The following is a 25,820-nucleotide window of genomic DNA, read 5'->3' as shown; positions in this document are numbered from 1 at the left end:
CCTGGCTACCGCCCGCGCTCGCTCAGCGAGGTGCGCGCACGCATGACGTACGCCCGCAGAACCGGAGAACCCTTCTCCGAAGCTCTGGTGCGCCCCGAACTGCCCTAGCCTCCCCGGCTTATCGAGGCGACGGCCCTCCAGGGCGCCGCCAGCGGCCCCGCGCGCGGCGTCACACTTCGCTCCCCGCCGGTCCTCTTAGGAGGCGTGGCCGTTCCCGTACGCGTACAAGCGGGCGGGACGGCGTGATCCACGGCGACAAGGAGCACTCGGCATGACCGTTCTCGTCACCGGAGCCACCGGCACCGTCGGCCGGCAGGTCGTCCGCCATCTTCTCGATCGCGGCCGGAAGGTGCGGGCGCTGACCCGCGACCCCGGCCGCGCCGTCCTGCCGCACGGCGTCGAGGTGGTGGCGGGTGACCTCACCGACACCGCCGGCCTGGAGGCGGCCTTCGACGGCGTCACCGCCGTCCACCTGATCAATTTCGGCGTCGGTTATCGGCCTCTCACGAACGGACGCGCCATCGTCGCTCTCGCGGAACGCGCCGGGGTCCGTAAGGCCACGGTCCTGGGCGGCTGGCAGGAGGGCACGCTGGAGCCGGCCGTCAGGGCGAGCGGCCTGGAGTGGACCTTCCTGCGGCCGATGCAGTTCATGGCCAACTTCCTGAACGACTGGGGCGAGTCGCTGCGGACCACCGGCCGGGTGCGCGAGCCGTACGGCGATCGCCCGAGCCCGCCGGTCGACGAGTACGACATCGGCGCCGTCGCGGCGGCCGTGCTGACCCAGGACGGTCACGGCGGCAGGTCCTACCACCTCACCGGCCCCGAGGTGCTGACCGCGCGGCGGATGGTCGCGATCCTCGCCGAGGCGACCGGCCGCGACCTGCGGTTCGAGGAGCTCACCCCTGACCAGGTGCGCCGCGAGTGGAGCGTGCCGGGCCGGCGTCCGCCGCTGTCCCTCTTCCGCGCGTTCGCCGAAATCGACGGAGCCTACGAGGCGGACCTGGTGGAGCGCCTGCTGCGGGTGTACGGCACGCCCAACGAGTACGCCACCACGCTGACCGACCACGTGGAGCAGGTCGTCGGCCGTCCGCCGCGCACGTTCGCCCAATGGGCCGCCGAACACGCCCGTCACTTCCTGCCCACCAACTCGCGCTGAGATAACGAAGGCGAGAACCATGATCCTCATCACCGGAGCGACCGGCGCCGTCGGGCGTCTCGTCGTCCAGCGACTCGTCGCCGAAGGCGCCCGCGTACGCGCCGTGAGCCGCGCTCCGCGCGACGCGGCCCTTCCGTACGGCGTGGAGGTAGTCCAGGGCGACCCGGCCCGGCCCGGCACGACCGCCGACCACTTCAAGGGCGTCGAGGCTGTCTTCCTGCACCCGCGCGCCTTCGGCGACTCGGCCGACCGGCTCCTCGCCCTGGCCGCCGAGCGGGGCGTGCGCAAGGTGGTGGCCCTGTCGGCGATGAACATCGACGACCCGTTCGACCTGCAGCCGTCCCGCCTGCGCGGGGACCGGAACAAGGAAGCCGAGGAGGCGGCCGTCGCCGGCGGCTTGGCCTGGACCAGCCTGCGCGCCAGCGCCTTCGCCGGCAACACCCTGCAGGCGTGGGGCGCGCAGATCCGCGCCGGAGACGTCGTGCGCTACGTGCACGCGGGCTTCCGGGAGTCCGTGCTCGACGAGCGGGATCTGGCCGAGGTCGCGGCCCGCGCACTGCTCACCGACGAACTGGCGGGCCGCCGGCTGGAGCTCACCGGACCGGAGTCGCTGTCGCACGAGGAGATGGTGGCCGTGATCGCCGCCGCGCTCGGCAGGCCCCTGCGCTTCGAGGAAGTCCCGCCGCGGGCCGTCGCCGCGCACCTGATCGGCAACGGGCTGCCCGAGCCGTTCGTGCGCGCCCTGATGGCCCGGTACGACCACTACGCCGGCCGCGACCAGCATCCCCCGACGGGTGAGATGGGCGAGGTTCTCGGCCGTCCGGCACGGACGTACGGCGACTGGGTGGCCGACCACGTCGACGCCTTCCGGAACGGATGAGCCTTCGATGCCGACCGCCTACGTCGTCACCGCTCTGGTGACCATCGCTTTCAACACGTTCTCCGGATTCGCGGCCATGACCCGGCTCGCGCCGATCATGCGTACCCTCGGCCCCGCGCTCGCCCGAGCCGGTGTGCCGGAGTCGTGGCTGGTGTGGCCGATCGGCGCGCTGAAGGCCCTGGGCGCGCTGGGCCTCGCGCTCGGGCTGCTCGGCGTGCCCCTCGTCGGCACGGCCGCCGCCGCGGGCCTCGTCCTCTACTTCGTCTGCGCGCTGTACACCCATCTGCGCGTCGGTGACTTCTCGCCCCAGTTCTACCTGGCGGTCGTGTTCCTCGGCCTGGCGGTCGCCACGCTGGCGCTCGATCCCGCCCTCGTGCTGCACGCGACACGCTGATCGGGCAGCCTGAAGCCGAGGTCACACTCTCGCGCCCGACGGGCTCTTGAGGAGTATCCGTACCGGCAAGGAGTCTCATGATGCGTGAAACCCCCGCGGCCGACGCTTCCGAGGCGTTCGCCGACCACCGCGAGTTGTTGTTCTCCATCGTCTACAACATGCTCGGCACGGTCGGCGACACCGAGGACGTGCTTCAGGAGACCTGGCTGGCGTGGGCGGCACGAGATGTGGCCGGCATCGACAACCACCGCGCGTACCTGGTGCGTGTCGCGGTCAACCAGGCCCTCGCCCACCAGAGCGCGCTGCGCAGGCGCAAGGAGACCTACCTGGGCCCGTGGCTGCCGGAACCGCTGATCACCGGTCCCGACGCCGCCGAACCCACCGTACGCGCGGAGTCGGTGTCGATCGCGCTGCTGGTGATCCTGGAGACGCTCACTCCGCTGGAGCGGGCCGTGTTCGTCCTGCACGAGGTGTTCGCCTACCAGCACACCGAGATCGCCGCCATGCTGGACCGCAGCCCGGCCGCGATCCGGCAGATCGCCCACCGGGCGCGCGAACACGTACAGGCGCGGCGTCCGCGCGCCCGGGTCGACCGGCGTACGCACCGGGAGGTGACCGAGCGCTTCGTCGAGGCGGCGTTCGGCGGTGACCTGCCCGCGCTGATGGAGATGCTCGCGCCCGACGTCGTCCTGTGGCCCGACGGCGGAGGCAAGTCGGCGGCGGGCGGGCCGCGTCCGATCCGTGGCCGGGACAAGGTCGCCCGGGTGGTCGTGGCCAACGCGCGTGGCGGCGTGGACGTCCGGTATCGCCAGGTCAACGGCGACCCCTCCGTGGTGATCTTCGCGGAGGACGCGCCCCTCGCGGTGATGGTGCTCGACCTCGATCCCGAGGGGAAGCAGGTGCGCGACATCTACGTGGTCAGCAACCCCGACAAGCTCGGATCCGTCTCCGACCACACCACCGAGGGAGGTCCCGAAACCCCCGACCGTTAAGGCCACAGGCGGGCCCTCCTCGTACGCTCGCCTCCGTGGACCTCGGTCAGAGGTGGAGCGCGTCCGGGGTGCCGTCCTCGATGAGGAAGCCTCCGGACTGGTGGTGCCAGAGCCGGGCGTAGGGGCCTTCGGCCTGGAGCAGTTCGCTGTGGGTGCCCTGCTCCACGATGCGTCCCCGGTTGAGCACGACAAGCCGATCCATGCGGACGACGGTGCTCAGGCGGTGCGCGACCACGACCGCGGTCCGGTCCTGCATCAAGCGCCACAAGGCTTCCTGGACGAGGATCTCGCTTTCGGAGTCCAGGGCGCTGGTCGCCTCGTCCAGCAGCAGGATGGGGGCGTCACGCAGGATGGCGCGCGCGAGCGCGATGCGTTGCCGCTGTCCACCGGACAGCTTGACGCCACGCTCGCCGACCAGGGTGTCGAATCCGTCCGGCAGGGACTCGACGAACTCCGTGACGTGCGCGGCCCGCGCGGCCTCGAAGATTTCGGCGTCGGTGGCGCCCGGCCGGGCGAACGCGAGGTTGTCGCGTACGGACCTGTGGAACATGGCGGGTTCCTGGGGAACGTAGGCGATCAGGCTGCGCAGGTCGGCTTGGCGCAGCCGGGCGATGTCCTGGCCGCCGATCAGGATCCTGCCGCCGTCCACGTCCATGAGACGCAGCAGCAGCCGGGTGAGCGTGCTCTTGCCGCCGCCGGACTGGCCGACCAGCCCGATCTTGGCGCCGCTGGGGATGTCGAGGTCCAGGTCTTCGAAGAGGGGCGGGCCGCCGGCGTACCCGAACCTCACCCGCTCGAAGCGGACGCTCGCGTCGGCGGGGCGCAGGGGCTGCGGATCGACCGGATCCACCACGGTCGGCGGCACGAGGAGCAACTCGGTGAACTGGGCGGCTTCGGTGAGCACGCTCTCGATGCGCCGGTAAATCTGGTTGAACTCGAACATGATGCTGATCGTGTTCGTGTAGTAGGTGAACGTCACCACGATGGCCTCCACCCCGAGACCACCGCGGAGCGCCACGGCGAGGAGCAGGCCCACGGCGCTGGTGAGCACCGACAGAGGGGCGACGACGGTGTCCACCCGGAGGTTGCCGTAATCCCAGGAACGAAGGGACAACCTGCGCTGCTCGGCGATCCTCACCCGATATTCGGCGGCTTCGCGATTCTCGGCGGCGAACGCGCGGACCGTCTCCATGTTGGTCAGCACGTCGGCGACGTGGCCCGACACCAGCACCCTGGCGGCCTCGCGTTCGTCGACCAGGGCCTGGCGGCGGCGGATGAGCGGAGCGACGAGGACGCCGGTGACGATGATGAGGCCCACGAGAACGAGGACCAGCAGCGGGTGATACCGCCAGAGCACCACCGAGGCGAAGGCCAGGGGCACCACCTTGGCCATGATCGAGAATGTGAGCGTGTCGGCGAACTCCTCGAATCTGGAGGAGAAGCCGATCACCCGCTTGGTCAGCGAGCCGGCGAAGTTGTCGTGGAAGAACGCGGTGTCCTTGGCCAGCAATTCGTCCATGCCCACCACGCCGAGCCGCTCGATGCCCCGCGCGTCGGTGCGGTTCAGGAAGTGCAGCCCCACCCGCCACAGCGCCTCGCCCGTCAGCAGCATCGCGCCGAAGCCGAGCACGTACGGCAGGAGCGCGCCGACGGTGCCGTCCCCGCCGGCGGACAGGTGCCCCACGAGCCCGGCCACCGCCAGCGGCGCCAGGTAGAACAGGCAGATGTTCCCGATGGCCGGCAACGTCAGCGCGGGCACCGCGACCCGCCATTGCCGCCTCAGTTCGCCGCAGTAGTAGCGCAGCACCAGCAAAACGGCTGATTTGCGCATAGATGGGCCGTTTTCAGCGTCCTCAATCGATCCGAGCGCAGCCATCAGCCCTCCCCGAACGCCGAACCCGCCGTGGCCATGCTGCCGCAGCGCGCACGGGAGAGCGAACGATTTTTCTGTCGCCCCGGCCAAAAGGAGCGATCGGCGTGGACAATCACGCGGTGAAGGTCACTTGAACCTGAACCGGTGAGCCTTGTTGCCCGGTGAGTGCTCATCCGGCCCCGGCACGGCACGCGATGTCGTCATCCGCCGGAATGGCAGGGAGAATGGCAAACGAAACAGCATGAAATGACACGGTGTAACACCCTGGGCCGACTGATCGGCAGCGCTGTCCGACCACGACAATCCGCTTGGTCGTGGCCCCAGCCGACTTCGTGATCCACGCGACTCGCCGACGGACTCCGGACGACTTCCGGGGGTCCTTCGGCGTATCGGTGCGGCATCGACCCTCGCGGGGGGAGCTCATAGGCCCGCGTCGCGCCCGGCGGGCTCCGCGGCTTCATGCCGCCAGGCGCATGACGTGGGGGCACGCCGAAACGGTGCGCGGACCACGGAGCAGGACCGAGACACCTGCGAAAGCCACTCTCCCCGGCAATGCTCCACCACTGGCCGCCTTGTTCCCGAGTGCGGCCACCCGAAAACGGCTGACACGCAGTCTAATGCCAACCATATTCAGGATTTACCATGAAGAAATAAAACATGAGTGCTTGCAGCACCTCCATGTCCTGCGCTCTTCGTGCCCTCTCGCGCGACTCCTCCCGTGCCGCGCGCGACTCCTCCCGTGCCGAGCGCGCCGCCTCGCGTGCTAGCTCCGGCTCCAGCCGCAACTGCATCTCAGGTCCGAACACCTCCTCCGCGAAGGGATCCCACCCTGCCTGCCATTGCCGCGGCTGCCCTGTGGTGAACCGGCGGAATGCGGTGTACCGAGGGAGGATCGTCCGCGTTGCGACCCTCGCCGGCTCATGAGTGCGAGGCACAGCCGCCGTCTGCCGCTCCATCGGTGCCGGCGCCGGGGCCACCGGAGCGACATCGGCCTGCGCGGCCGACGATATCGCAATAGGGAGAAACGCCGCCGAAACAGCGAAACCACCCAGATATGCGAATTTTTTCATGGCCCGCCTTCCTCGATTCGTCAGCTGACCGATCACTGCGCCGAGGGGAATACCCAGCCGCGCTTGCCGGACGACGCCGACACGCCCGCATATACCGTTTTTCTGCCGCGATATGACCAAGATCGGAAATGGGGCCCGGTCAAGGTATTTCTGCACCAAGTACGAGCTGCCCGCACTGCGGCGCCGCGGCGGCGCCACTCGCCGACGGCGGCCCTGTACGCGATCTCGCACGCCCGGCCCACATCGCGAGCACCCGGAAGAGACGAACGGCGATGTCCCGTGCTCGACGTCCCGCAAGCGGGCCGTCATCCGTCGCAACGCCTGCTCCGTCTTGGCGCCAGCCTTACATCGGGGGGAACGAGGTCCGTGGCAGGCGGGTGCCGAGCGCGAACACCACGGCGAACACCGCCCAGCCGGCGACACACGCCACCCCCACGGCGAACGACGCCGCGATCAGCGAGCGCACCAGGAGGAAGGCCCCCAAGCCGGCCACCGCCCCGGGGGCGAGCGCCCACCAGCGCTTCCACCACAAGGTGGTCACCATTTCGTAGCCCGTCCAGACGAGCGGCCCGATGATTATCAGCGGCGGGAGCCGGTCCGTGATCGCGCCCGGCCTTGGTATCGAGTACTCCGCCGGAAGTCGCGTCTCGCACTCGCCACGGCGGACGAAAACACCGGGCCGGCCACCGCCGGCACCGCGAATACGATGCACCTGACCACGGGGCGACCCGCGGCCGGCTGCGTCGCCTGCGGGGACGCGCTACAAGCGCCGGCCCCGCCACATCACACACAAAAGCCTCTGCTATTCACACAAACCTTTGTGTCTCGCTACACAAACCTTTGTGTGCGTTCCAGCCACCAAATAGGAGCAGTCCCCAATGGGAGCTGTCCCACCGCAGGGAGCGCCGGGATCGTCCCTGAGAGCGCCCGCCCGCGATCCCTGGAACCGGCCGGTGACGAAGCGGGCGGTCGCCTACGTCAGCGTCATCGCCTTCGTGACCGGGCAGAGCGTCGTCGTGGACGGCGGTCTCACCGTCCGCTGGCCGAGCTGAGGGGGAACGTACATGGGAAAGCTCAACGGCCAGGTGGCCCTCATCACCGGGGCGTCGAGCGGGATCGGGGCCGCGACGGCCCGGCTGTTCGCCGCCGAAGGCGCCCGTCTCGCCCTGCTCGACGTGAAGCCCGTTCCCGAGGAGCTGCTGGGCCTCGGCACGGCCACGGGCCACGTCAGGGGCCACGTCACGGGCCACATCGTCGACATCGCCGACGCCGCCGCCGTAGGCGCGCGATGGCCGAGGTGGTGGAACGGACGACGTGACCGGCATCGTGGTGGCCCACGGCACCGACACCATGGAGGAGACGGCCTTCCTCCTGGACCTCGTCCACGACAGCGACAAGCCCGTCGTTCTCACCGGCGCCCAGCGGGCGGCCGACCAGCCCGACAGCGACGGACCACGCAACCTCCGGGAGGCGGTCGCCGTCGCCGCCTCCCCCGGGGCGCGCGGGTGCGGTGCGCTCATCTCCTTCGCCGGGCGGATCTTCGCCGCCCGGGGCGCCCGCAAGCACCGCACCGTCGCCGCCCAGCCGTTCAGGACGCTGGACGGCGGTCCCATCGGCCGACGCCGCCGTACGGGCCGGTACGCGGGCGGTCGTGCTCGCCGGGACCGGCGTCGGCAACGCCGACCACGCCCTGCTGGAGTGGGTTGCAGAGGCGGTGGCCGCGGGAACGGTCGTGGGACTGTCCACGCGGGTGGCCGAGGGGCCGGTCGTGCCCACGTACGGCAACGGCGGCGGGGTCGACCTCGTACGCGCCGGGGCGCTGAGCATGGGCGGGCTGCCGCTCTACCAGGCGAGGCTGCTGCTCTCCGAGGGCGTACCCGTCACGGGGCAGACCCTCGCCGCCCATGTCTGATCCATCGAAACCAGGAAAAGAGGATGCGCTGTGGCCAAGGAAATCTTCGTAGCGTTCGGGATCGACGTCGACGCGGTCGGCGGCTGGCTCGGCTCCTACGGTGGTGAGGACTCCCCGGACGACATCTCGCGCGGCCTGTTCGCCGGCGAGGTGGGCGTGCCGCGGCTCAACGCCCTGCTGAAGAAGTACGACCTGCCGTCGACCTGGTTCTGGCCGGGTCACTCCATCGAGACCTTTCCCGAGCAGTTCGAGCAGGTCGTGGCCGCCGGGCACGAGATCGGCGTGCACGGCTACAGCCACGAGAACCCGATCGCGATGAGCCGCGAGCAGGAGTCCACCATCCTCGACCACTGCATCGACCTCATCGAGACGCGCACCGGCCGGCGCCCCACGGGGTACGTCGCGCCGTGGTGGGAGTTCTCGCCGGTCACCAACGAGTTGCTGCTCGAACGCGGCATCAAGTACGACCACTCGCTCATGCACCGCGACTTCGAGCCGTACTACGTGCGCGTCGGCGACACCTGGTCGAAGATCGACTACGACAAGGACGCCCGCGAGTGGATGAAGCCGCTCGTGCGCGGGCAGGAGACCGACCTCGTCGAGATCCCGGCGAGCTGGTACCTCGACGACCTGCCTCCGATGATGTTCATCAAGACCAGCCCGAACAGCCACGGCTTCGTCAACCCTCGCGACATCGAGGAGATGTGGCGCGACCAGTTCGACTGGGTCTACCGCGAGTCGGAGTACGCCGTCTTCACCATGACGATCCACCCGGACGTCTCGGGGCGCCCGCAGGTCCTGCTCATGCTGGAGCGCCTCATCGAGCACATCAACAAGCACGAGGGCGTCCGGTGGTCCACGTTCGACGCCATCGCGGACGACTTCACCGCCCGCCGCCCCCGGGCGTAACCGCCCCGGTCTCGAGCAGGAGGGGAGTGTTCGGATGTGCGCCCGCTCGCCGACTGGGCCGGGCCCCTCGTGTCCGGGCACCGGCGCCGATGGGCCGTCACCCGCTTCGCCGGCGCCGTCTGCACGGGGGTGCGGGTCCCCCCGTCCCGGTGTGAGCGGGGTGTGAGCGCAGTGAGCGGAGAGCGCGCGGCCGGAGCCGTGGGTCAGCCTTTGCTGCCGGTGTGCGCGATCCCCTGGATGAACTGTCGTTGCAGGAACACGAAGACGGCGATCACGGGAAGCGAGGCGATCAGGGAGCCGGCCATGAGGACCGGGTAGTCGGTCTGATACTGGCCCTGCAGCGAGGCCAGCCCCGCCGACAGCGTCATCTTCTCCGGGTCGGTGTTGACCACCAGCGGCCAGAACAGGTCGTTCCACGCCCACAGGAGCACGAGCACGGACAGCGCCACCAGTCCAGGCCTGGCCAGCGGCAACATGATCGACCAGTAGATCCGGACCGGGCCGGCGCCGTCGAGCCGGGCCGCCTCCTCCAGCTCGCGCGGCAGCCCGAGGAAGAACTGCCGCAGCAGGAACACCCCGAACGCGCTGAACAGGCCGGGCACGATGATCGCCTGGAGGCTGTTGAGCCACCCGAGCGAGGACATGATCTGATACTGCGGGATCACGAAGAGCTGCGGCGGCACCATGAGGACCGACAGGAACACCCCGAACAGCACGTTCCTGCCGGGGAAGCGCAGCCGGGCGAAGGCGTAGGCCGCCATCGAGCAGAACAGCACCTGCCCGACGACCCGCCCGGCCGCCATGACGACCGTGTTGACGAACTGCTCGCCGAACGGCAGCAGGTCGAAGACCTTGGCGTAGTTGTCCCAGCGGCCCTCCGGCAGGAACGTCGGCGGCACCCGGGTGGCGTCGCTGAGCGTCTTGAGCGAGGTGACGACCTGCCACACGAACGGGGCCACCATCGCCAGCGACGCCGCGACGAGCACAGCATGCACGCCGAAGGCCCGGCGGTCGGACATGCGGTGGTCAGACATAGTGCACCCACCTTCGCTGGAGCCGGAACTGCAGGATCGTCAGCCCCGCGATGAGCACGAGCAGCGCGATCACGATGGCGGCCGCGTAGCCGCGGTCGTTGGTGACGAAGGCCCGCTCGTAGAAGAGCTGCACCACGGTCTGGAGCCGCCCGTACGCCGGATTGGCCCGCGCCGACTGGCCCGACCCGGTCATCACGAAGACGAGGTCGAACAGTTGCAGCGAGCCGATCACCGAGACGATCGAGACGAAGAACGCGGTCGGCGACAGCATCGGCAGCGTGATCGAGAAGAACTGCCGGACGCGCCCTGCCCCGTCGAGGGAGGCCGCCTCGTACAGCTCCTTCGGGATGGCCTGCATGCCGGCCAGGAAGATGATCAGGTTGTAGCCGATGCTGCTCCAGACGCCCACGACGACCAGCGCGTACATGGCCGTGGCCGGGTCGGCGATCCAGTTGGGCCCGTCGATGCCGACCGTCGCGAGCACCTGGTTGACCAGGCCGTAGTCGCCGTTGTAGAGCCAGCGCCACAGCATCGCGACCGCAACCGGCATGGTGACCACGGGCAGGAAGAACGCGGTGCGGTACACGCTCACGCCCCTCAGCCCCGGCCGGTTGAGCAGCGCCGCGAACACGATCGCGAGCGGGATCCCGACCAGGCCGAGGGCGGTGTACGTGAGCGTGTTGAGCAGCGCCCGCCCCCCCTCGGGGTCGCCGAGGAGCCGGGTGTAGTTGTCGAGCCCCGTCCAGGTGTGCCCGCCGAACGCCCCCCACTCCGTGAAGGAGAAGTAGGCGGTCTGCAGGACGGGCCACAGGTAGAAGATCGCCAGGCCGAGGCCGGTGGGGGCGATGAACGCGTACCCCCACAGCGCCTCGGCGCGGGGCCGCCGCGCCTTCTCCGCGCGGGCCGACGGTACGGCCCGCGATCCGGCGGTGGTGGTCACGTCACTCCTTGGCCAGCAGGTCGTTCATCCCGGCCGCCAGGTCCGCGGCCGCCTTCTCGATCGGCACCTCACCGGTCCACGCCTTGGTGAGGTTGGTGAGCTCCGCCTCCTGCCAGGCGGCGGTGTTCTTCGAGACGGGGTACGGCACCGCGTACGCGACGGCGTCGAGGAAGACCTGCAGCTTCAGCTCGGGATGCGCGCTCACCCAGGCGCCCTGGGTGCCGGTGTAGGCCGGGATCGGGCCCTTCCTGCCGAGGATGTCGGCGGCCGGCTTGGAGCCGAGGAACTTGACGAACTCCCACGCCTCGGCCGGGTGCTCGGTCTTGGCCGACATCACGTTGGCGACGCCGTGGATGATCGTGGCCTGCTTCTCACCCTTCGGCAGCGGGGCGACGTCCACCTTGTCCTTGGTGTAGTCGTTCTTGGTGAACTCGGCCACGTCCCAGGAGCCGCCCCAGTACATGGCCAGCTTGCCGGCCTCGAAGAGCTGGAGCGGGGCGGTGTCGGTCATGGTCTTCAGGTCGGGCGACTGCTTGGCGGCGAGCAGGTCGGTCCAGAACTTCAGGCCCTCGATGGTCTTGGGATCGTCGTAGCCCGACTTCCTGCCGTCCGGCGAGATCACGTAGCCGCCGGCCTGGTAGATGGTGTTGTACTGGTATTCCTGAAAACTCGTGAGCTCGGCCCCGACGGCGTAGACGCCCTTGTCCGGGTCGGTGAGCTCGGCGGCCGTCTTCTTGAAGTCGGCCCAGGTCCAGTCGTCGGCCGGGTATTTCACCTTGGCGGCGTCGAAGAGCGTCTTGTTGTACCAGACGCCGACCGTGTCCATGTCCTTCGGCAGGCCGTACAGCTTGCCGTCGTAGGTGTAGAGGTCGACCAGCGCCTTGGGATAGACCGACGTGTCGACCTGCTCCTCGATCGGCTTGATCACGCCGTTGGAGGCGTAGAGCTGGAAGTTGGGCCCGTTCATCCAGAACACGTCGGGCGCCGCCCCGCCGCTCGCCGCGGCCTTGAGCTTCGTCCAGTAGTCGGCCCACGGCGTGAGCTGGACGTCGATGGCGATGTTCGGATGCGTTCTGGTGAACTCCGCCGCCAGTTCCTGCATCGCGCTCTGCTGGGTGGCGTCCCAGACCGCGTAGGACAGCGTCACCTTCTCCTGCGACTGCGCGCCGGAGCCGGCCTGCTCACCGCCCCCGCACGCGGAGGCGAGCAGCGCCGCGCCAAGCAGTGGAGCACAGAGCAGCGCAGCGCCGCGTCGTGCCGACTTCCACATCTCCCGGTCCTCTCCTAGAACGTGGGAGTAATGATGGAGTCCTGTGAAATTTTGTTCAAGGGTGGCTGTGTTACAGATGGCTCACGAGCTCATGGGTGGCTGACGAGCGGGGTGCGGCCGTCGAGCACGCGGTCCTCGACGTCGTCGAGGGCCAGCCGTACGGCGCCGAGCACCACGCCCTCCTCGCCGAGCGCCGACATGCGCACCTCTGGGGTCCGGATGCACCAGCGGTCGAGCTCGCGCCTGAGCGGCTCGATGAGCACGTCGGCCGAGCGCGAGAAGCCGCCGCCGACCACGACCATCTGCGGGTCCAGCGCCAGGACCAGCGCGGACGTGCCGAGTGCGAGGTCCCTGACGTAGCGGCGCACGGCCGTGGCCGCGGCCCTGTCGCCGGCCCTGGCCGCGGCGAACACGTCGCCGGCCTCGCCGCTGGCGGCGCTCAGATGCTCCTGCGCGCGGATCCAGCCGAGCACCGGCAGCGCGCCGATCTCGCCCGAGGCGTTGGCGAACCCCTTGTGCAGCTTGCCGTCGATGACCAGGCCGGCGCCCGTACGCAGGCCGGCCAGCAGGAACACCATGTCCTTGGCGTAGCGGGCCACGCCGCGCCAGCACTCCGCGAGCGCGGCGAGCCTGCTGTCGTTCTCGACCAGCACCGGGCCGGGGGCGAGACGGCGCACGTGGGCGGCCAGGTCGACCCCGGTCCACTCGGGCAGCGCCTCGGAGAGCACCACCCTGCCGACGCCGTCCACCAGGCCGGTGGTGCCGACGCCCGAGGCCCACACGTCGCCGCCGGTCAGACCCGCCGCCTCCAGGCACTCGGTCGCCGCGCGGTCGACCGCCTCCAGGCGCTCGGCCCGGCCCATCTCGGGAGTGACGGGGACGCGGGCGGCGCTCCGCACGACGCCGTCCAGGTCGGCGACGACGGCGCGGACGTTGTGCCCGCCGATGTCGATGCCGAGCACCCGCCCCGCCTCCGCCCTGAACCGGTAGCGCCTGGCCGGGCGCCCCACGCCGCCCGCGGTGGGATCGGCCTCGGTGACCCAGCCCATCTGCAGCAGCTCGCGGACCACGTCCTCGGTGGAGGCCCGCGACAGCCCGGTGCGCTTGGCCACCTCGGTGAGCGTGAGCGACGTCCCGCCCTGCAGCGCCTTGATCACGGCAAGCGAGTTGAGCTGCCTGAGCCGTGAGAGGTCACCCCCGCTCGGCTCCCCAGTCATCGAGCCCCCTTGCCGTCGACTATCCCGGGACGAATAATGATGCTCTCCATGATATTGATTCGGGGAAGGTTCCATGACTGAGGTGACTCTAGCCGTCGTCGGCGGAGGCCTGCGAGGGCTGACCTACGCGCGCCGCGCGCACCACACGGGCGCCGGCCGCGTGGTGGCCGTGGCCGATCCCGATCCCCTCCGGCGTGCCGTCTTCGTCGAGGAGTTCGGGATCGCGCCGGATCGCACGCACGCCGACTGGAAGGACCTGGCGGCGGGTGGCCGGGTCGCCGACGCGGTGGTCATCGCCACGCACGACCGGTTGCACACCGAACCGGCGGTGGCGCTGGCGGACCTCGGTTACCACATTCTCCTGGAGAAGCCGATGTCCACGAGCGAGCAGGAGGCGACCAGGATCGCCGACGCGGCCAGGCGCAACGGCATCATGCTCGCGGTCTGCCACGTGCTGCGATACACGTCGTACACGCGGGCGGTGCGCGGACTGATGGAGGACGGGCGGATCGGCCGGCTCGTCAACGTGCAGCACCTGGAGCCCGTGGGGTGGTGGCATCAGGCGCACTCGTTCGTCCGCGGGCACTGGCGGCGGCAGGACACCTCCGCGCCGATGCTGCTGACCAAGGCGTGCCACGACATCGACTGGCTCGTCCACCTCTTCGGCCGCCCGCCCGCCCGCGTCTCGTCGTTCGGCTCCCTTTCGCACTTCCGCCAGGAGGACCGGCCCGCCGGGGCCGCCGACAGGTGCCTCGACTGCCCGATCGAGCCGTCGTGTCCCTACTCGGCGCCGCGGCTCTACCTGGGATGCCTCGGCGATCCGTCGAGCGAGTTCTGGCCGCTGTCGGCCGTCACGCCAGGGCGCACCGAGGCGGACGTGCTGGCAGCCCTGCGTACGGGGCCGTACGGGCGGTGCGTGTACGCGTGCGACAACGACGTCGTCGATCACCAGGAGGTCCTGATGGAGTTCGACGACGGCGCGACGTGCTCGTTCACGATGAGCGCGTTCACTCCCATGGAGCACCGGCGTACGCGGTTGTCCGGGACGCACGGCTACATCGAGGGCGACGGCCACACCGTACGCGTGGTCGACTTCCGCACCGGCGCCGAGGAGACGATCGTCGTAGGCGCCGACGAGACGACGTCCGAGGCGCAGGGCCCCTCGGCGGCCGACGGACACGGGGGCGGCGACGAGGGTCTCACGGACGCCTTCCTCGCCGCCGTGGCCTCGGGCGACGCCGGCCTGCTGCGGTCGGACGCGGACGAGAGCCTGATGACCCACCGCGTGGTGTGGGCCGCGGAACAGGCCCGTCTCACCGGCAAGGTCGTCACCTTGTGAGATCCCCCGCCGCACTGGATTCGGGTGCGTGGCTTCTGACCAGGGCGGCTGACAGCACGCATAGAGGACGTCGTACGAGAGGGCGGCGGGTGAGAGTCCCGCCAGCCCGGCGACGTACGGTCGGGACATGGCCGGCATTCCTGGTGACCCTGGATCACCTCCGCTTCGCGACGAGGCGGAGCGGCACGTCGTGATGATGTGCGGCATCGCGGGTTCGGGCAAGACGACCTACGCGCAGGAGCTGGAGCGGCGCGGCTACGTCCGGCTGTCCGTCGACGAGGTCGTCTGGGCCCGGCTCGGGCGCGACGGCGGCCATCTCGACCCGGAGGAGTACGCCGACCATCAGGCCCACGCCGAGGAGGCCTTACGGCAGGAGCTTGTGCGCCTGATGCGGGCAGGCCGACGGGTGGTGCTGGACTACAGCTTCTGGCGGCGCGCGACACGCGACCGGTACAAGTCCCTGATCGAGAGTCACGGCTATCGGTGGGAGCTCGTCTACCTGAAAGCGAACCCGGAGACCCTGCGCCGGCGGCTCGCGGCGCGCAATACTCTGCACGGGCCGAACCGCGTCACGGTGTCCGAGGATCTCCTGCGGTCGTACCTGGCGGGATTCGAGGAGCCCGTGGGTGAAGGAGAGCGGGTCATACCGCAGGAATGAACCCGGAGGTGCGGGTTCTATCGCTGTCCGGCGGGGTGGACGCCGTTGGCGGCGGCGATCACCCGGGTCAGCGCCTGGTGCAGACTCTGCAGTTCGGTCAGCTCCATCCCCAGCCGCTCGACGATCGCCACCGGGACCTTCTCGGCCTGCTGACGCAGTGCGCGTCCCTCGCCGGTCAGCACGATCGCCAGGGAACGCTCGTTGTCGCTGGCGCGGCGGCGCTCGACGAGGCCGGCGGCTTCGAGGCGCTTGAGCAGCGGCGACAGCGTGGCCGGCTCCAACTGCAGCAGCCGGCTGAGGTCCTTGACCGACAGTGGCGCGTACTGCCACAGGGCCAGCATCACCAGATATTGCGGGTGGGTCAGACCCATCGGTTCGAGCAGGGGCCGATAGAGGCCGATGACCGATCGTGAGGCGACCGCCAGGGCGAAGCAGACCTGGTTCTCCAACGCCAGCGGGTCGGCGATGTCGCCAATGTCACTCATACGCACCTCCGCCACCATGCTACTGGATTAGTACACTAACTGTTAGTGCACTAAGCAGCACCGAGAACACAGGAAGTGTCATGGCCCGTAGGAAGAGTCTCGAAGAGCGCATCGCCGACCGCGTCGCCAAGCGCCCGCCGATGAAGGAGAGCAAGCACTTCGAGCACGGCCCCGCCAAGTGGATCTTCGCCAGTGTGCTGGTGTTCGCGGTGCTCATCCACTTCGTCATCGTCGGCCTCGTCATGCTCTTCGGCCAGTGATCGAGGCGGCGCCCCACCCCCGGCACAGCGCACGCGACGCGGGGACGATCCCGGGCGGGGATCGTGAACGTCGTGCGCGGCGCGGACATGCCGAGGGCCCGCGGCGCGGCCGCCGCGGGCCTCGATCATCGGGGTTCGATCGCTCGTGACAAGCTCGTGACCAGGGGGGTCACGGGCTGGTGCAGGTGGCCGCCGGGGTGGCCGAGGACCCTCCGGCGATGAAGCCGAAGGTCGTGGTCGCGTTGGCCGCGAGCGAGCCGTTCCACGCCTCGTTGCGCACCGTCACGTTCGCACCGGAGCCCGAGCGTACGCCTCCCCAGATCTGGGTGATGGTCTGCGAACCGGGCCAGGTCCAGTTCACGGTCCAGCCGTTGACGGCGGAGTTCCCCGCGCGCACCGTGACCTCACCCTGCCAGCCGCCGGACCAGGAGTTGACCACCCGGAACGTCGCCGAACACGCTCCGGACACCCCGCCGGACGGCGAGGGGCTCGGGCTCACGCTGGGTGACGGACTGGCACTGGGCGAAGAGCTGGGGCTGGGTGACGGGCTGGGGCTGGGCGAGCGGCTCGGGCTCGGGCTGGGAGACGGGCTGGAGTCGGTCAGGACCGGGGTCGTCCAGTCTCTCCACTGCGACAGGTTGCCGGACTTCTTGGACGAGATCCGGAACACGGCGGGGGCGTTGCCCGTCTTCAGCAGGAACTTCTGGATGTTCTGCTGCAGAGGGGTGCGCCATTCGGACCGGGTGGCGCAGTGGGTGCCGTCCTGTACGTCGGACCAGTAGCTGATGTTGTCTCCCGCGCCGAGCGCCTTGTAGATCTCGGCCCCGGCCAGCGCGGCCACACTGCCCGACTGGGCGCCCAGCCAGTCGACGTGCGGGTTCTCCATGATGAACAGCCCACGCGGGGCGATCATCCCCACCATCTCGTGGGTGTCCACCGGCAGCTGACCGGGGTTGCCGGTGAAGGAGCCGAACGCGTCTCCCAGCCACGGCTGCTCGGAGTAGGCGCTGCTCAGCGGCTGCGCACCGGACTCCTGGGCGATACCGCGGAAGATGGGAACACCGGCGCTGCCCGACTCGATCGGCATGGTCAGGGCGATGCGCTGATCGAACACTCCGGCCGTGAAGGCGCCCTTGCCGAACCGCGAGCATCCCGTGACGCCGGTCGCGTCCGCCTTGAGGATGCCGCCGCCCGACTGTTCGATGACGTCGATGATGCGGCTCACGCCCCAGGCCCAGGCGGCGAGCAGCCCGGTGCTGCTCGAAGAGCCGTAGATGCTGTAGTAGGCACCCTGCTTGTTGTTGCGGGCCGTGCCCTCCTTGCCGACCATATAGGGGTCGTAGCTGATGACGGCGGCGCCGCTCGCCTTGATGGTGGCCGTGTCTGCGCCGAACCCTCCGTAGACGATGACGGCCGGGAACGGCCCGGTGCCACTCGGCAGGTCCACGCTCGCCGAGAAGGAGGCGCTCCTGCCGCCGTCCGACACGTTGACCGTGATGCCGGTTCTCGAAACCGTCCCGGTGACGCCGGCCGGCTTGCCGTGCTTCTCGCCGTAGACATACCGTTCGGCCAGTTTCTTGATCTCTTCGCGGCGGCACCGCCACTCCGACTTGGCGGTGATGCGCTGACCGTTGATCTTCTTGAAGGGATCGGGAAGCCTGGAGTTGGCCGTCAGAGTTCCCGGATCGGACACCGCGCAGTCGGCGCCCTCGTCCTCGACGCCGGCGGCGGCCGCCTGCACCGTTCCGGTCCCCACGAGCGCGCCGACACCGGCGTTCGCACCGGGGATCTCGAACACCGCGAGACCCAGCGAAAGCACCGCGACGGCACCGATGACGAGCGCGCGGCTGCCGCCCGGGGTGCGGCCCCTGCCGCGGGAAGTGACGTTGCCGATCATCGGGCGCCTCCGCCGGAGGGCCGACCGGCATGGATGGAGAGTGCGGGCCCGGCCTGCACCGGGCTCGCCAGTGTTGCCGCCGAGACCTTGAGACCTTTCAAGGCAGTGCGTCCTTCCTCCTGAGGTCCCGGACCTGTCCCAGGTCCGGAGAGATCCGCAGATCGAGCGGGAGGCGAATGTTTTCGAAGCTTCACCGAAAAATTGCGGCGACCGCAAGACCCAAATTGCAGGGGATATCCGCCGCATCGGGAGCGCATGACGACAGCGCTGTTCACGACAGAACGACCGCCACTGCCGCACAGGTTTTTCCGAAAAAGCAACGAAACTTTCAGGACAGCCCGGCCTCAGCCGGCGACCAGCCGCCGCGGCTCACCGACAGCCACCGGGCGGTCGCAGCACGGCTCTCGAGCCATGCCGGGATCGCTTTGGCCGGGCGGGTGCGGATGACTGGATCGCCGTCGCGCATCACCCGTCGGCGAGGCGTTGGATGGTGGCGCTCAGCCAGGCCTGGAGATCAGCGGGGTCGCCGAGTTCGGAACGCAGGACCCGGCGGCGGGTCGAGACGCCGAGCACGAAGGCGTCGATCGCCGCCGCTCGGCTGCGGGCGTCCGCATCGTCCAGGCCGGTGTCGCGCAGGTAGCGGTGCAGCGGCTCCAGCGAGTTCGTGTCGAGGAAGGCGGCCAGCGCCTCCGCAGCCTCCGGGCGTTCGCCGGACGCGCGTTGCAGCACGAGCAGCGGATCCTCCCCGGGTGCACCGAACCAGCGCTGGACGATGCTCGCCGCGAGGCGCGAACCCAGGGCGGAACGGTCGCCGTCGAAGGAGGCGGAGACCGGGATCTCCACCCGGGTCGCCGCCAGGAAGAGGCCGTCCTTGCCGCCGAAATAGCGCGTGATCAGGTTGGGCGACACGCCGGCCGCGTCGGCCACGCCTTTGACCGTGGTCGCCGCGTACCCGTGCTGGGCGAACTGGCGTTGCGCGTGCTCCAGGATCCGCTGCCTGGTCGCGGCCGCGTTGCGCGAGCGTGCGCTCACGGCGGACCCGGCCAAGCTCGCGCCCGACGCGGCGGCCTACCTCGGCCGGTCGGCGCAGTGGTTCCGGGCCGAGGGCGGGTACATCGCGGAGCAGTCGACGCGGCCGAACACGCTCGCGGTCGCCCTCGGCGACTCACCCGCCGGCCTCGCGGCCTGGATCGTCGAGAAACTGGAGTCCTGGTCCGACGGGCCGGCCTTCACCACGGACGAGCTTCTCACCTGGGTCACCGCCTACTGGGTCACCGGCACGATCGGCACCTCTTTCGCCACCTATGTCGAACCGGTCGCCCTCCCTGACCGGATCGACACGCCGACCGTACTCTCCGTGTTTCCGCGCGACACCAAACCGGAACCGCGAAGCTACGCCGAGGCGTTCCTGAACGTTTGCGATTATGTGGAACACCGCGCTGGGGGCCATTTCGCAGCCTGGGAACAGCCGGAGGCCTACGCCGGCGACGTACGCCGTGCGGTCGAGCTGGGCGGCTGAAACGGCGCATGCAGGGCCCGTCGAGGAGCAGCAGAACGCCGATCCCGGACACGAAGATTCGGCACAGGACGGCCGGGGTTTCGCGCGTACACTTCTCGTTTTTCCTGGCGGTGCGGAGCCTGTCCAGCTCTTGAGTCGTGTCTGATTTTTGAACCGTGTCAGTTCGCGGGGTCGACACCTCTCGCCTCCCCTCGCCTTCGCGAATCACCGAAAACGGTGTAACCGAAATACCAGTTGATGAATTGACTGTGTCTGTCAATCTTTTGAGAGATATCTTACAAAGATCGAAAAGTCCGCCTGGCCGATGTGATCATTTCGGTGAACCCGCCCCCAAGAGGGCGTATCCGTACCGATGGGAGTTCATCGGAATGCAGCTCAGGCGAACCCTCTCCCTGGCGGCAATGTGGGCGCTCGCGGCCGTCCTGATCGTCTTACCTTCGCGGGTGTCGGCCGCCGCGCCGCCGGACGACGGCCCCTCCCGCGTCGCGTCAGACGTGTTCCCCGGCGCCAAGATCGGCCATCGGGCCGGCCCGGCCGCGCTCGCGTCCGCCTCGGCGGCCGAGGCACAGTCGGCCCCGCAGCTGGTGGCCTGCGACGGCGACGGCACCAGCGGGAAGCGTGTGGAGGTGCTGTACGTACGCGAGCCGTCGATGCCCGACCGCTACACGCAGCTGCTGCCCATGATCCGGGCCTGGCTGGCCGACGCGGACGACCAGTTCAACGACGCCGCGGCGACCTCCAGCCGCAGCCGGCACATCCGCTACGCGACCACGTCGGTGGCAGGCGGCTGCGCTCCCGTCGTGCGCAACCTCGTGGTCCCGGCCGGTTCGCTGACGGACTTCGACTCGGGCGTCAACGCCGTGAAGGCCCTCGGCTACACCAGCACGGACCGGCACTACCTCATGCTCACCGAGGCCACCGTGATCTGCGGCATGGGCGAGATCAAGGGTGACGACCTGACGACCGGGGCCGCCAATCTCAACAACGGCCTGGCCTACGCCCGCGTGGACGCCATCCCCGGCTGTTTCGGCGCCAACGCCATCGCCCACGAACTCGGGCACACCTTCGGCGCCGTACAGATGAGCGCCGCGCACTCCGACGGCAGCTGGCACTGCCTGGACCAGTGGGACCTCATGTGCTACGGCGGCACGCCGTCGTGGAACTGTCTCCAGTGGAACGACTACCGCCTGCCCGACTGCAACCGGGACGACTACTACAACGCGGCCCCGGCCGCCGGCAGCTACCTGGCCACGCACTGGAACACCGCCAACAGCGCCTACCTCATCGCCGGGAGCACGGCCGACAGCGATCCCCATCTCAAGGTCGGCAACACCTACGTCGTCACCAACGTGGCCACGGGAGGGGCGCTCGAGCCCATCGGCGCGTCCACCGGGGCGCTGACCGAGCTGAGCCAGCGCGCCCGCGTCGACACTCCCAGCCAGAAGTGGCTCATGGGCTACACGACCGGACTGCAGTTCATCAACGTCGGCAGCCGCCTGTGCGCCGACAGCTCCTACAGCGGCACCACCCCCGGCACGACGCTGCTGCAGTACATCTGCAACGGCCAGGACGGCATGCGCTTCGCCTACCTGCCGGTCGGCACCAACACGTACGCCATCTTCGACTGGCTGTCGGGCCTGGCGCTGACCGCGAGCGGCTCGTACCCCTCGCCGGTCACCCAGCAGACCTACACCGGCGCCACCAACCAGCAGTGGGTGTTCAACCAGGTCACCGGCATCGCCCCGGTCAACAACAGCGTCTACTACCTGCAGGGTCTGGGCAGCCGCGACAACGCCGAGCCGGTCGGCGGCTCGACCGCCTCCGGCACGCTGGTCACCCACAACCCGCCGTCGGGGGCGACCAGCCAGCAGTGGCGGCTGCAGGCCACCGGGTCGTACTGGAACCTGGTGAACGTCAACAGCGCCAAGTGCCTGGACCTGGTCTCGGCCGGCACCGCGAACGGCGTGCAGATCAGGCAGGCGACCTGCGGCACCGCGACCAGCCAGCAATGGACGTTGCGGCGGGTCGCCGACGGCACGTTCTACCTGGTCAACCGCTTCAGCGGGAAGGTGCTCGACAGCCCGCAGGGCAGCGGCACCACCCTGGAGCAGCAGACGATCACCGGCAACACCGACGGCAGCCTCGGCATCGTCGCCGGTGACCAGATCTGGTATCTGAACCCCGCCTGACGCTCCTCGCGGGCCGCCCGAACGCCCGGGCGGCCCGCATCGGGCCCTGTCAGGGTCACCCGGGAAGCTGGAAGTGCCAGACGACCATCGTCGGCACGTCGCCGTTGGCGGCTTCCGCCGCCTCGGGCACCAGGTCGGCTAGGCACCAGGGCCAGAGCTCCCAGACGCCCACCGCCTCCGCCGTGGACGGTGCCCCGCTCGGCCGGCGACGCTCCGCCTTGGGTTCCTCGCAGCGTCGCACCTGCAATCCGGCCGACAGCGCGGCGCGCAGGTAATCGCCTATCGAGTGCTGATGAGTGGAGATCCGTCCCGGCCCGCCGTCCGCTCGCCGTACGGGCGGGACGAAGCCTCGCCGGACCCCTTCGGGGTGCATGTCGGAAATGATCAGGTGCCCGCCCGGACGCAGGACTCTGGCGAACTCGGTCATCGCCGGCCGCAGCGCGGGGACATGGGTCAGCGCCAGAGAGCACACCACCAGGTCCACGGCGTCGTCCGGCACCGGCAGGTCATGCAGATCCCCGAGCAGGAACCGGCCGAGCGGTGCCCGGGCACGCGCGTGTGCCAGCATGTCGGGCGAGCTGTCCACGCCCAGCACCCGGTGATCCCGTTCGGCCAGCAACGCCGCGACCCGGCCGGTTCCGCAGGCGGCGTCCAGGGCGACGCCCGGGGACAGGGTGCCGACGATCGCGCCGATGATGGGCTCGTCGATGTCGAACAGGCCGTTCGGGCCGTCATAGGAGCCGGACCAGATGCGGTAGCCCTCCGTCGTGTCCACGCGCGCGACCTCCACGGCCGCCTCCGCCAGTGCCTCGTCGTCGAGCAGCCTGCGGATCTCCGCGATCCGCGAGTCCACGAAACCGCGGTCGAACCGGCCGGTGAAGGAACGCAACAAGGCGACGCCCTCGAGACCGAGCAGGTACGCCAGAGGGTGCTCGTAGATCACCGGATCGACACTAACGACATGCGTCGCCCCGGTGCCATCGAAATAAGCGCCGCATCCGCTGCGCCGTCCGGGCAGGTCACCGGGCACCACGGGTGTCTCAGGGCGCCCCGGCGGACGGCCGGACGACGTCGGCGCCCCGCTCTTCGAGCAGATCGGCCAGGCGTGCGGCGTTGCGCTGGGAGTTGTCGGCGCAGCAGTTGTTGGTCAGCACGTGCGTGGTCGCCGTACGGGCGGCGAGGTCCGCTATCCGGCCGGCCCAGTGCCGAAGCTCCTCCTCCGAGTAGAGGTAGCCGAACCGCTCCTCGATGACGCGGCTCGTCCACTTCTCCGAGTGGCCGTGCAGGCGGACGACGGCGAGGTCGGATGTGGCCGCGAGCACCGGCGGGACCGATGAGGGATGCCCCTGCGGCATGTCCACCCCGACGTACGGCACGTCGTTGGCACGCAGGAAGTCGAGGGTGTCCCCCCGGGTGGCCTCGTCCATCCAGGCCGCGTTGCGGAACTCGACGCACACGCGCATCGGCAGGCAGCGGTCGCGGCATTCGAGGATGTAGCGGCGGTTCGCACCGCCTGGCGGGAACCACTGCGGGAACTGGAACAGCACCGCGCCGAGTTTCCCCGACTCGTGCAACGGCTCCAGCGCGCCGAGGAACCGGCGCCACACCTCCTCGACGACCTCCGGTGGGAGGTCGCGCCGGTAGAGCGTGCGCTTCGGCTCCCCCAGCACGGCCCGCAGGTCCCTGTAGAGCGCGGCCGGCCGGGTCTGGTGCCCGGTGAGCAGGGAGAACGCCTTCACGTTGAAGGTGAAGTCCTTCGGCGTACGGTCACGCCACAGCTCGGCCGTACGCCGGGCCGGCGGGTTGTAGTAGGTGGCGTCCACTTCGACCAGGGGGAACCGGTTCGCGTAGTGGCCGAGCCTGGCCTCGGGTGTGGACGCTCGGGCGGATACCAGCCCGAGGCGAGCAGCGACTTGTCCGTCCAGGAGGCCGTACCGACCAAGATCTTGCCCATCACAGTCACACGGGGGACCCACTGCGTCAGCAGGCGGGTGTTCCGCGCTTCCTCCCTTCGCGTTTCGCCTGTCCGCCGCATTCCGGTGGTGATCTCCACTGCCCGGCACGACGCGGGCGACGCCGGCCGCCCACGCCACATCGGCGTCCGGCTCGCGCTGGGGCGCGTCGTCCGACCGGACGCCGCACGCCGGGCCGCGCACCCATGACATAGCCTGTGAGCAGGCAAAACGACGACCGGAGGAGAACCCCGCCATGGGTTCGCTCAGCCCCGTTCACTGGATGATCGTGTTCGTGGTTCTCGTGCTGCTCTTCGGCGCGAAGAGGCTGCCGGACACCGCGAAGGCCGTCGGGCAGTCGCTGCGGATCCTCAAGAGGGAGACCGGCAAGCTCGGCGACGAGGACGACGCCCCGGCCGCCCGGGCCCGTACGGCACCGGCCTCACCGGACGTCGAGGAGCGGCTGCGGGCGCTCGAAGAGGAGAACGCCCGGCTCAGGGCCGCGGCGGACGGCGCGCGGCGGGACGAGCCCGAGGTCCGCTGACGCATCCCCCCCGGCCGACTGGAGCGAGGGTGACCCGGGCAGGGATTCGCTCCCGGCCGCGTGAACCTTTCCGCGGGGCCCGTACTCCAACAGGACATGAAGTTCACGACCTCGCTCCGCGTCGTCCTCCCCGCCGCCGCGGCCGCCGCGTTGCTCTCCGCCGCGGCGCTCCCGGCCGGCGCCGCGACCATGCCGAAGTTCGCCGCGCCCAAGGCGTACGGCACGTCGTTCCAGAGCGACCCCCACCACGACTTCACCAAGCACATCTCGCCGCGGCACGACGGCATCCTGCGGGGCTGGGTCACGCACTACCGGTCCGGGGTGGCGGAATACGAGCCGATCAGGTGGGTGAAGGACAAGACCGGCCACACGGAGGGGCACTTCGAGGGCCCGCCCGAGGGTGACGTCACGGCCTACGCCTCCCCTGTGGCGAAGAACGTCGTGTTCTACAGCGCCATCGGGTGCAAGGGCACCACGGTGACGGCGACGAACGGCGGTCTGGGATCGAAGCGGTGCTCCCGGAGCGAGCTGATCTCCCGGATGAAGAACGTCCATCATCCGGCGCTCATCACCGTCTATCGCGGCAAGATCGTCAAGGTCCAGGAGATCTACACCCCCTGAAGAACCGCCGGTCACCCGGCACCTCTCGGCACAGGGCCGGACTTCCCGTTTCGCGGAGGTCCGGCCTTTTTCGTGCACGGACCTGCCGCGCAGGCGGACGGCCTCGACTTGACGCCTCTCAGGTTAGGAGAACATACTCCAGTTATAGCTTCTAACCAACGGAACGAGGTGTCATGCCCGTGTCGGTCCGCGCCCGCGGTGTCTCGCTCGCGCTGCTGGCGTCGTCGCAGTTCCTGGTGGTGCTGAACACCTCGATCGTCAACGTGGCGCTGCCCGCCATCGGCGACGACCTGAGCCTGTCGCCCGCCGGGTTGTCGTGGGTGGTCAACGCGTACCTGATCGCCTTCGGGGCGCTGCTGCCCGCGGGCGGCAGGCTCGCCGACCTGTACGGCGGGCGGCGCGCCCTCGCCGCGGGACTGGCCCTGTTCACGGCCGGCTCGGCCGGGGCCGCGCTCTCCCCCGGCGCCGGGGCGCTGATCGCGGCGCGGGCCGTGCAGGGCGTCGGGGCCGCGGTGCTCTCCCCGGCCGCGCTGGCGTCCTGCTCGCGCTGTATCCCGCCGGCGCCGCACGCGGCCGGGCGCTCGGCGTGTGGGGGTTCGGTCTCGGCGGCGGGCGGCGCGGCCGGGGGTCCTGCTGGGCGGGCTGCTGACCGGCGCGCTCGGCTGGTGGTCGGTCTTGCCGTCGGCGTGCCCGTCGCGGCGTTGGTCCT

At 69.9% G+C, this 25,820-nt stretch carries 26 protein-coding genes and 2 pseudogenes; 16 read left to right on the top strand and 12 right to left on the bottom strand.

Annotation, left to right across the window (positions count from 1 at the left end; genetic code table 11):
- Positions 1–271: 271 nt before the first annotated feature.
- The 4 genes from B1L11_RS14700 (at position 272) to sigJ (ending at position 3,422) form a co-directional block, all read left to right on the top strand.
- A complete protein-coding gene (locus tag B1L11_RS14700; RefSeq protein ID WP_079314998.1) occupies positions 272–1,156 on the top strand; it encodes an SDR family oxidoreductase in 885 nt (294 codons plus the stop codon).
- A 19-nt stretch (positions 1,157–1,175) separates the two neighbouring features.
- Positions 1,176–2,036 (top strand): NAD(P)H-binding protein, encoded by an 861-nt coding sequence (locus tag B1L11_RS14695; protein ID WP_079314997.1) that lies wholly within the window; start codon positions 1,176–1,178, stop codon positions 2,034–2,036.
- A gap of 7 nt (positions 2,037–2,043) precedes the next feature.
- Positions 2,044–2,430, top strand: a complete 387-nt coding sequence (locus B1L11_RS14690; RefSeq protein WP_079314996.1) for a DoxX family protein — start codon at positions 2,044–2,046, stop codon at positions 2,428–2,430.
- 77 nt (positions 2,431–2,507) lie between these two features.
- Positions 2,508–3,422, top strand: coding sequence for an RNA polymerase sigma factor SigJ (sigJ, locus tag B1L11_RS14685; RefSeq protein WP_256862546.1), 915 nt, complete (start codon positions 2,508–2,510; stop codon positions 3,420–3,422).
- 46 nt (positions 3,423–3,468) lie between these two features.
- On the opposite strand, the gene B1L11_RS14680 is transcribed toward sigJ, so the two are convergent.
- The 3 genes from B1L11_RS14680 to B1L11_RS14670 form a co-directional block, all read right to left on the bottom strand.
- Positions 3,469–5,253: an ABC transporter ATP-binding protein gene (locus tag B1L11_RS14680; protein WP_218671127.1), complete on the bottom strand. Its 1,785-nt coding sequence runs from the start codon at positions 5,251–5,253 to the stop codon at positions 3,469–3,471.
- Between the two features lie 656 nt (positions 5,254–5,909).
- The gene (locus B1L11_RS45220; RefSeq protein WP_143737270.1) at positions 5,910–6,524 is read right to left on the bottom strand and encodes a hypothetical protein; all 615 of its coding nucleotides are present in this window, start codon (positions 6,522–6,524) and stop codon (positions 5,910–5,912) included.
- A gap of 184 nt (positions 6,525–6,708) precedes the next feature.
- Positions 6,709–6,909, bottom strand: coding sequence for a hypothetical protein (locus B1L11_RS14670; RefSeq protein ID WP_079314993.1), 201 nt, complete (start codon positions 6,907–6,909; stop codon positions 6,709–6,711).
- 520 nt (positions 6,910–7,429) lie between these two features.
- Here B1L11_RS14670 and B1L11_RS50810 point away from each other — a divergent pair.
- From B1L11_RS50810 to B1L11_RS14655, 4 genes and pseudogenes are all read left to right on the top strand, one after another.
- A pseudogene (locus tag B1L11_RS50810) lies at positions 7,430–7,582 on the top strand (SDR family NAD(P)-dependent oxidoreductase); the annotation flags it as partial.
- A 97-nt stretch (positions 7,583–7,679) separates the two neighbouring features.
- A pseudogene (locus B1L11_RS54820) lies at positions 7,680–7,976 on the top strand (asparaginase domain-containing protein); the annotation flags it as partial.
- On the top strand, positions 7,876–8,277 hold the full coding sequence (locus B1L11_RS50805; protein ID WP_256862545.1) for a hypothetical protein: 402 nt from the start codon (positions 7,876–7,878) through the stop codon (positions 8,275–8,277). The pseudogene B1L11_RS54820 and the gene B1L11_RS50805, both read left to right, overlap by 101 nt.
- A gap of 30 nt (positions 8,278–8,307) precedes the next feature.
- On the top strand, positions 8,308–9,186 hold the full coding sequence (locus B1L11_RS14655) for a polysaccharide deacetylase (RefSeq protein WP_079314992.1): 879 nt from the start codon (positions 8,308–8,310) through the stop codon (positions 9,184–9,186).
- A 203-nt stretch (positions 9,187–9,389) separates the two neighbouring features.
- On the opposite strand, the gene B1L11_RS14650 is transcribed toward B1L11_RS14655, so the two are convergent.
- The 4 genes from B1L11_RS14650 to B1L11_RS14635 form a co-directional block, all read right to left on the bottom strand.
- Positions 9,390–10,220 (bottom strand): carbohydrate ABC transporter permease, encoded by an 831-nt coding sequence (locus B1L11_RS14650; protein ID WP_079314991.1) that lies wholly within the window; start codon positions 10,218–10,220, stop codon positions 9,390–9,392.
- Positions 10,213–11,160: a carbohydrate ABC transporter permease gene (locus tag B1L11_RS14645; RefSeq protein WP_079314990.1), complete on the bottom strand. Its 948-nt coding sequence runs from the start codon at positions 11,158–11,160 to the stop codon at positions 10,213–10,215. The genes B1L11_RS14650 and B1L11_RS14645 overlap by 8 nt, the downstream gene beginning before the upstream one ends.
- Position 11,161: 1 nt before the next feature.
- Positions 11,162–12,430 carry a sugar ABC transporter substrate-binding protein gene (locus B1L11_RS14640; RefSeq protein ID WP_079314989.1) on the bottom strand — a complete coding sequence of 423 codons (1,269 nt, stop codon included), beginning with the start codon at positions 12,428–12,430 and terminating at the stop codon, positions 11,162–11,164.
- Between the two features lie 89 nt (positions 12,431–12,519).
- Positions 12,520–13,647: an ROK family transcriptional regulator gene (locus B1L11_RS14635; RefSeq protein ID WP_079314988.1), complete on the bottom strand. Its 1,128-nt coding sequence runs from the start codon at positions 13,645–13,647 to the stop codon at positions 12,520–12,522.
- A 73-nt stretch (positions 13,648–13,720) separates the two neighbouring features.
- Here B1L11_RS14635 and B1L11_RS14630 point away from each other — a divergent pair, with 73 nt between their 5' ends.
- On the top strand, positions 13,721–14,986 hold the full coding sequence (locus tag B1L11_RS14630; protein ID WP_079314987.1) for a Gfo/Idh/MocA family protein: 1,266 nt from the start codon (positions 13,721–13,723) through the stop codon (positions 14,984–14,986).
- Between the two features lie 127 nt (positions 14,987–15,113).
- Positions 15,114–15,644, top strand: coding sequence for an ATP-binding protein (locus B1L11_RS14625; protein WP_079314986.1), 531 nt, complete (start codon positions 15,114–15,116; stop codon positions 15,642–15,644).
- Positions 15,645–15,661: 17 nt separating this feature from the next.
- On the opposite strand, the gene B1L11_RS14620 is transcribed toward B1L11_RS14625, so the two are convergent.
- Positions 15,662–16,129, bottom strand: a complete 468-nt coding sequence (locus B1L11_RS14620) for a MarR family winged helix-turn-helix transcriptional regulator (RefSeq protein ID WP_079314985.1) — start codon at positions 16,127–16,129, stop codon at positions 15,662–15,664.
- A gap of 80 nt (positions 16,130–16,209) precedes the next feature.
- Here B1L11_RS14620 and B1L11_RS14615 point away from each other — a divergent pair, with 80 nt between their 5' ends.
- Entirely contained in the window at positions 16,210–16,389 is a 180-nt protein-coding gene (locus tag B1L11_RS14615) for a hypothetical protein (RefSeq protein WP_079314984.1), read from the top strand.
- A 169-nt stretch (positions 16,390–16,558) separates the two neighbouring features.
- Here B1L11_RS14615 and B1L11_RS14610 read toward each other — a convergent pair whose 3' ends face one another.
- Complete coding sequence (locus B1L11_RS14610; protein ID WP_079314983.1) at positions 16,559–18,286, bottom strand: cellulose binding domain-containing protein; 1,728 nt, start codon at positions 18,284–18,286, stop codon at positions 16,559–16,561.
- A 465-nt stretch (positions 18,287–18,751) separates the two neighbouring features.
- The gene (locus B1L11_RS14605) at positions 18,752–19,318 is read right to left on the bottom strand and encodes a TetR/AcrR family transcriptional regulator (protein ID WP_079314982.1); all 567 of its coding nucleotides are present in this window, start codon (positions 19,316–19,318) and stop codon (positions 18,752–18,754) included.
- On the opposite strand from B1L11_RS14605, the gene B1L11_RS14600 reads away from it, so the two are divergent.
- Positions 19,299–19,805 (top strand): hypothetical protein, encoded by a 507-nt coding sequence (locus tag B1L11_RS14600; RefSeq protein ID WP_218671125.1) that lies wholly within the window; start codon positions 19,299–19,301, stop codon positions 19,803–19,805. The genes B1L11_RS14605 and B1L11_RS14600 overlap by 20 nt on opposite strands.
- A 368-nt stretch (positions 19,806–20,173) precedes the next feature.
- A complete protein-coding gene (locus B1L11_RS14595; protein ID WP_079314981.1) occupies positions 20,174–21,994 on the top strand; it encodes an RICIN domain-containing protein in 1,821 nt (606 codons plus the stop codon).
- 55 nt (positions 21,995–22,049) lie between these two features.
- Here B1L11_RS14595 and B1L11_RS14590 read toward each other — a convergent pair whose 3' ends face one another.
- A complete protein-coding gene (locus B1L11_RS14590; RefSeq protein WP_079314980.1) occupies positions 22,050–22,937 on the bottom strand; it encodes a class I SAM-dependent methyltransferase in 888 nt (295 codons plus the stop codon).
- A 97-nt stretch (positions 22,938–23,034) separates the two neighbouring features.
- Positions 23,035–23,817, bottom strand: a complete 783-nt coding sequence (locus B1L11_RS14585; protein WP_256862544.1) for a DUF72 domain-containing protein — start codon at positions 23,815–23,817, stop codon at positions 23,035–23,037.
- Between the two features lie 385 nt (positions 23,818–24,202).
- Here B1L11_RS14585 and tatA point away from each other — a divergent pair, with 385 nt between their 5' ends.
- The 3 genes from tatA to B1L11_RS14570 all read left to right on the top strand — a co-directional run.
- Positions 24,203–24,490: a Sec-independent protein translocase subunit TatA gene (tatA, locus tag B1L11_RS14580; protein ID WP_079314979.1), complete on the top strand. Its 288-nt coding sequence runs from the start codon at positions 24,203–24,205 to the stop codon at positions 24,488–24,490.
- A gap of 96 nt (positions 24,491–24,586) precedes the next feature.
- Positions 24,587–25,111 carry a hypothetical protein gene (locus B1L11_RS14575; protein ID WP_079314978.1) on the top strand — a complete coding sequence of 175 codons (525 nt, stop codon included), beginning with the start codon at positions 24,587–24,589 and terminating at the stop codon, positions 25,109–25,111.
- Between the two features lie 173 nt (positions 25,112–25,284).
- Positions 25,285–25,820, top strand: a 536-nt coding sequence (locus B1L11_RS14570) for an MFS transporter (protein WP_143737268.1), incomplete at its 3' end; no start/stop codon positions are given.

Origin of the sequence: Microbispora sp. GKU 823 (assembly GCF_002027145.1) — a bacterium.
Taxonomy (GTDB): Bacteria; Actinomycetota; Actinomycetes; order Streptosporangiales; family Streptosporangiaceae; genus Microbispora; species Microbispora siamensis.
This window is presented reverse-complemented; position numbering and strand designations above follow the sequence as displayed.

Excerpts from the sequence above, each read along its gene's own strand:
- B1L11_RS14700 (WP_079314998.1), top strand. The coding sequence starts at position 272 with ATGACCGTTCTCGTCACCGGAGCCACCGGCACCGTCGGCCGGCAGGTC.
- B1L11_RS14695 (WP_079314997.1), top strand. The coding sequence starts at position 1,176 with ATGATCCTCATCACCGGAGCGACCGGCGCCGTCGGGCGTCTCGTCGTC.
- B1L11_RS14690 (WP_079314996.1), top strand. The coding sequence starts at position 2,044 with ATGCCGACCGCCTACGTCGTCACCGCTCTGGTGACCATCGCTTTCAAC.
- sigJ (WP_256862546.1), top strand. The coding sequence starts at position 2,508 with ATGATGCGTGAAACCCCCGCGGCCGACGCTTCCGAGGCGTTCGCCGAC.
- B1L11_RS14680 (WP_218671127.1), bottom strand. The coding sequence starts at position 5,253 with ATGCGCAAATCAGCCGTTTTGCTGGTGCTGCGCTACTACTGCGGCGAA.
- B1L11_RS14670 (WP_079314993.1), bottom strand. The coding sequence starts at position 6,909 with ATGGTGACCACCTTGTGGTGGAAGCGCTGGTGGGCGCTCGCCCCCGGG.
- B1L11_RS14650 (WP_079314991.1), bottom strand. The coding sequence starts at position 10,220 with ATGTCTGACCACCGCATGTCCGACCGCCGGGCCTTCGGCGTGCATGCT.
- B1L11_RS14640 (WP_079314989.1), bottom strand. The coding sequence starts at position 12,430 with ATGTGGAAGTCGGCACGACGCGGCGCTGCGCTGCTCTGTGCTCCACTG.
- B1L11_RS14635 (WP_079314988.1), bottom strand. The coding sequence starts at position 13,647 with ATGACTGGGGAGCCGAGCGGGGGTGACCTCTCACGGCTCAGGCAGCTC.
- B1L11_RS14630 (WP_079314987.1), top strand. The coding sequence starts at position 13,721 with ATGACTGAGGTGACTCTAGCCGTCGTCGGCGGAGGCCTGCGAGGGCTG.
- B1L11_RS14625 (WP_079314986.1), top strand. The coding sequence starts at position 15,114 with ATGGCCGGCATTCCTGGTGACCCTGGATCACCTCCGCTTCGCGACGAG.
- B1L11_RS14620 (WP_079314985.1), bottom strand. The coding sequence starts at position 16,129 with ATGAGTGACATTGGCGACATCGCCGACCCGCTGGCGTTGGAGAACCAG.
- B1L11_RS14615 (WP_079314984.1), top strand. The coding sequence starts at position 16,210 with ATGGCCCGTAGGAAGAGTCTCGAAGAGCGCATCGCCGACCGCGTCGCC.
- B1L11_RS14610 (WP_079314983.1), bottom strand. The coding sequence starts at position 18,286 with ATGATCGGCAACGTCACTTCCCGCGGCAGGGGCCGCACCCCGGGCGGC.
- B1L11_RS14595 (WP_079314981.1), top strand. The coding sequence starts at position 20,174 with ATGCAGCTCAGGCGAACCCTCTCCCTGGCGGCAATGTGGGCGCTCGCG.
- tatA (WP_079314979.1), top strand. The coding sequence starts at position 24,203 with ATGGGTTCGCTCAGCCCCGTTCACTGGATGATCGTGTTCGTGGTTCTC.
- B1L11_RS14575 (WP_079314978.1), top strand. The coding sequence starts at position 24,587 with ATGAAGTTCACGACCTCGCTCCGCGTCGTCCTCCCCGCCGCCGCGGCC.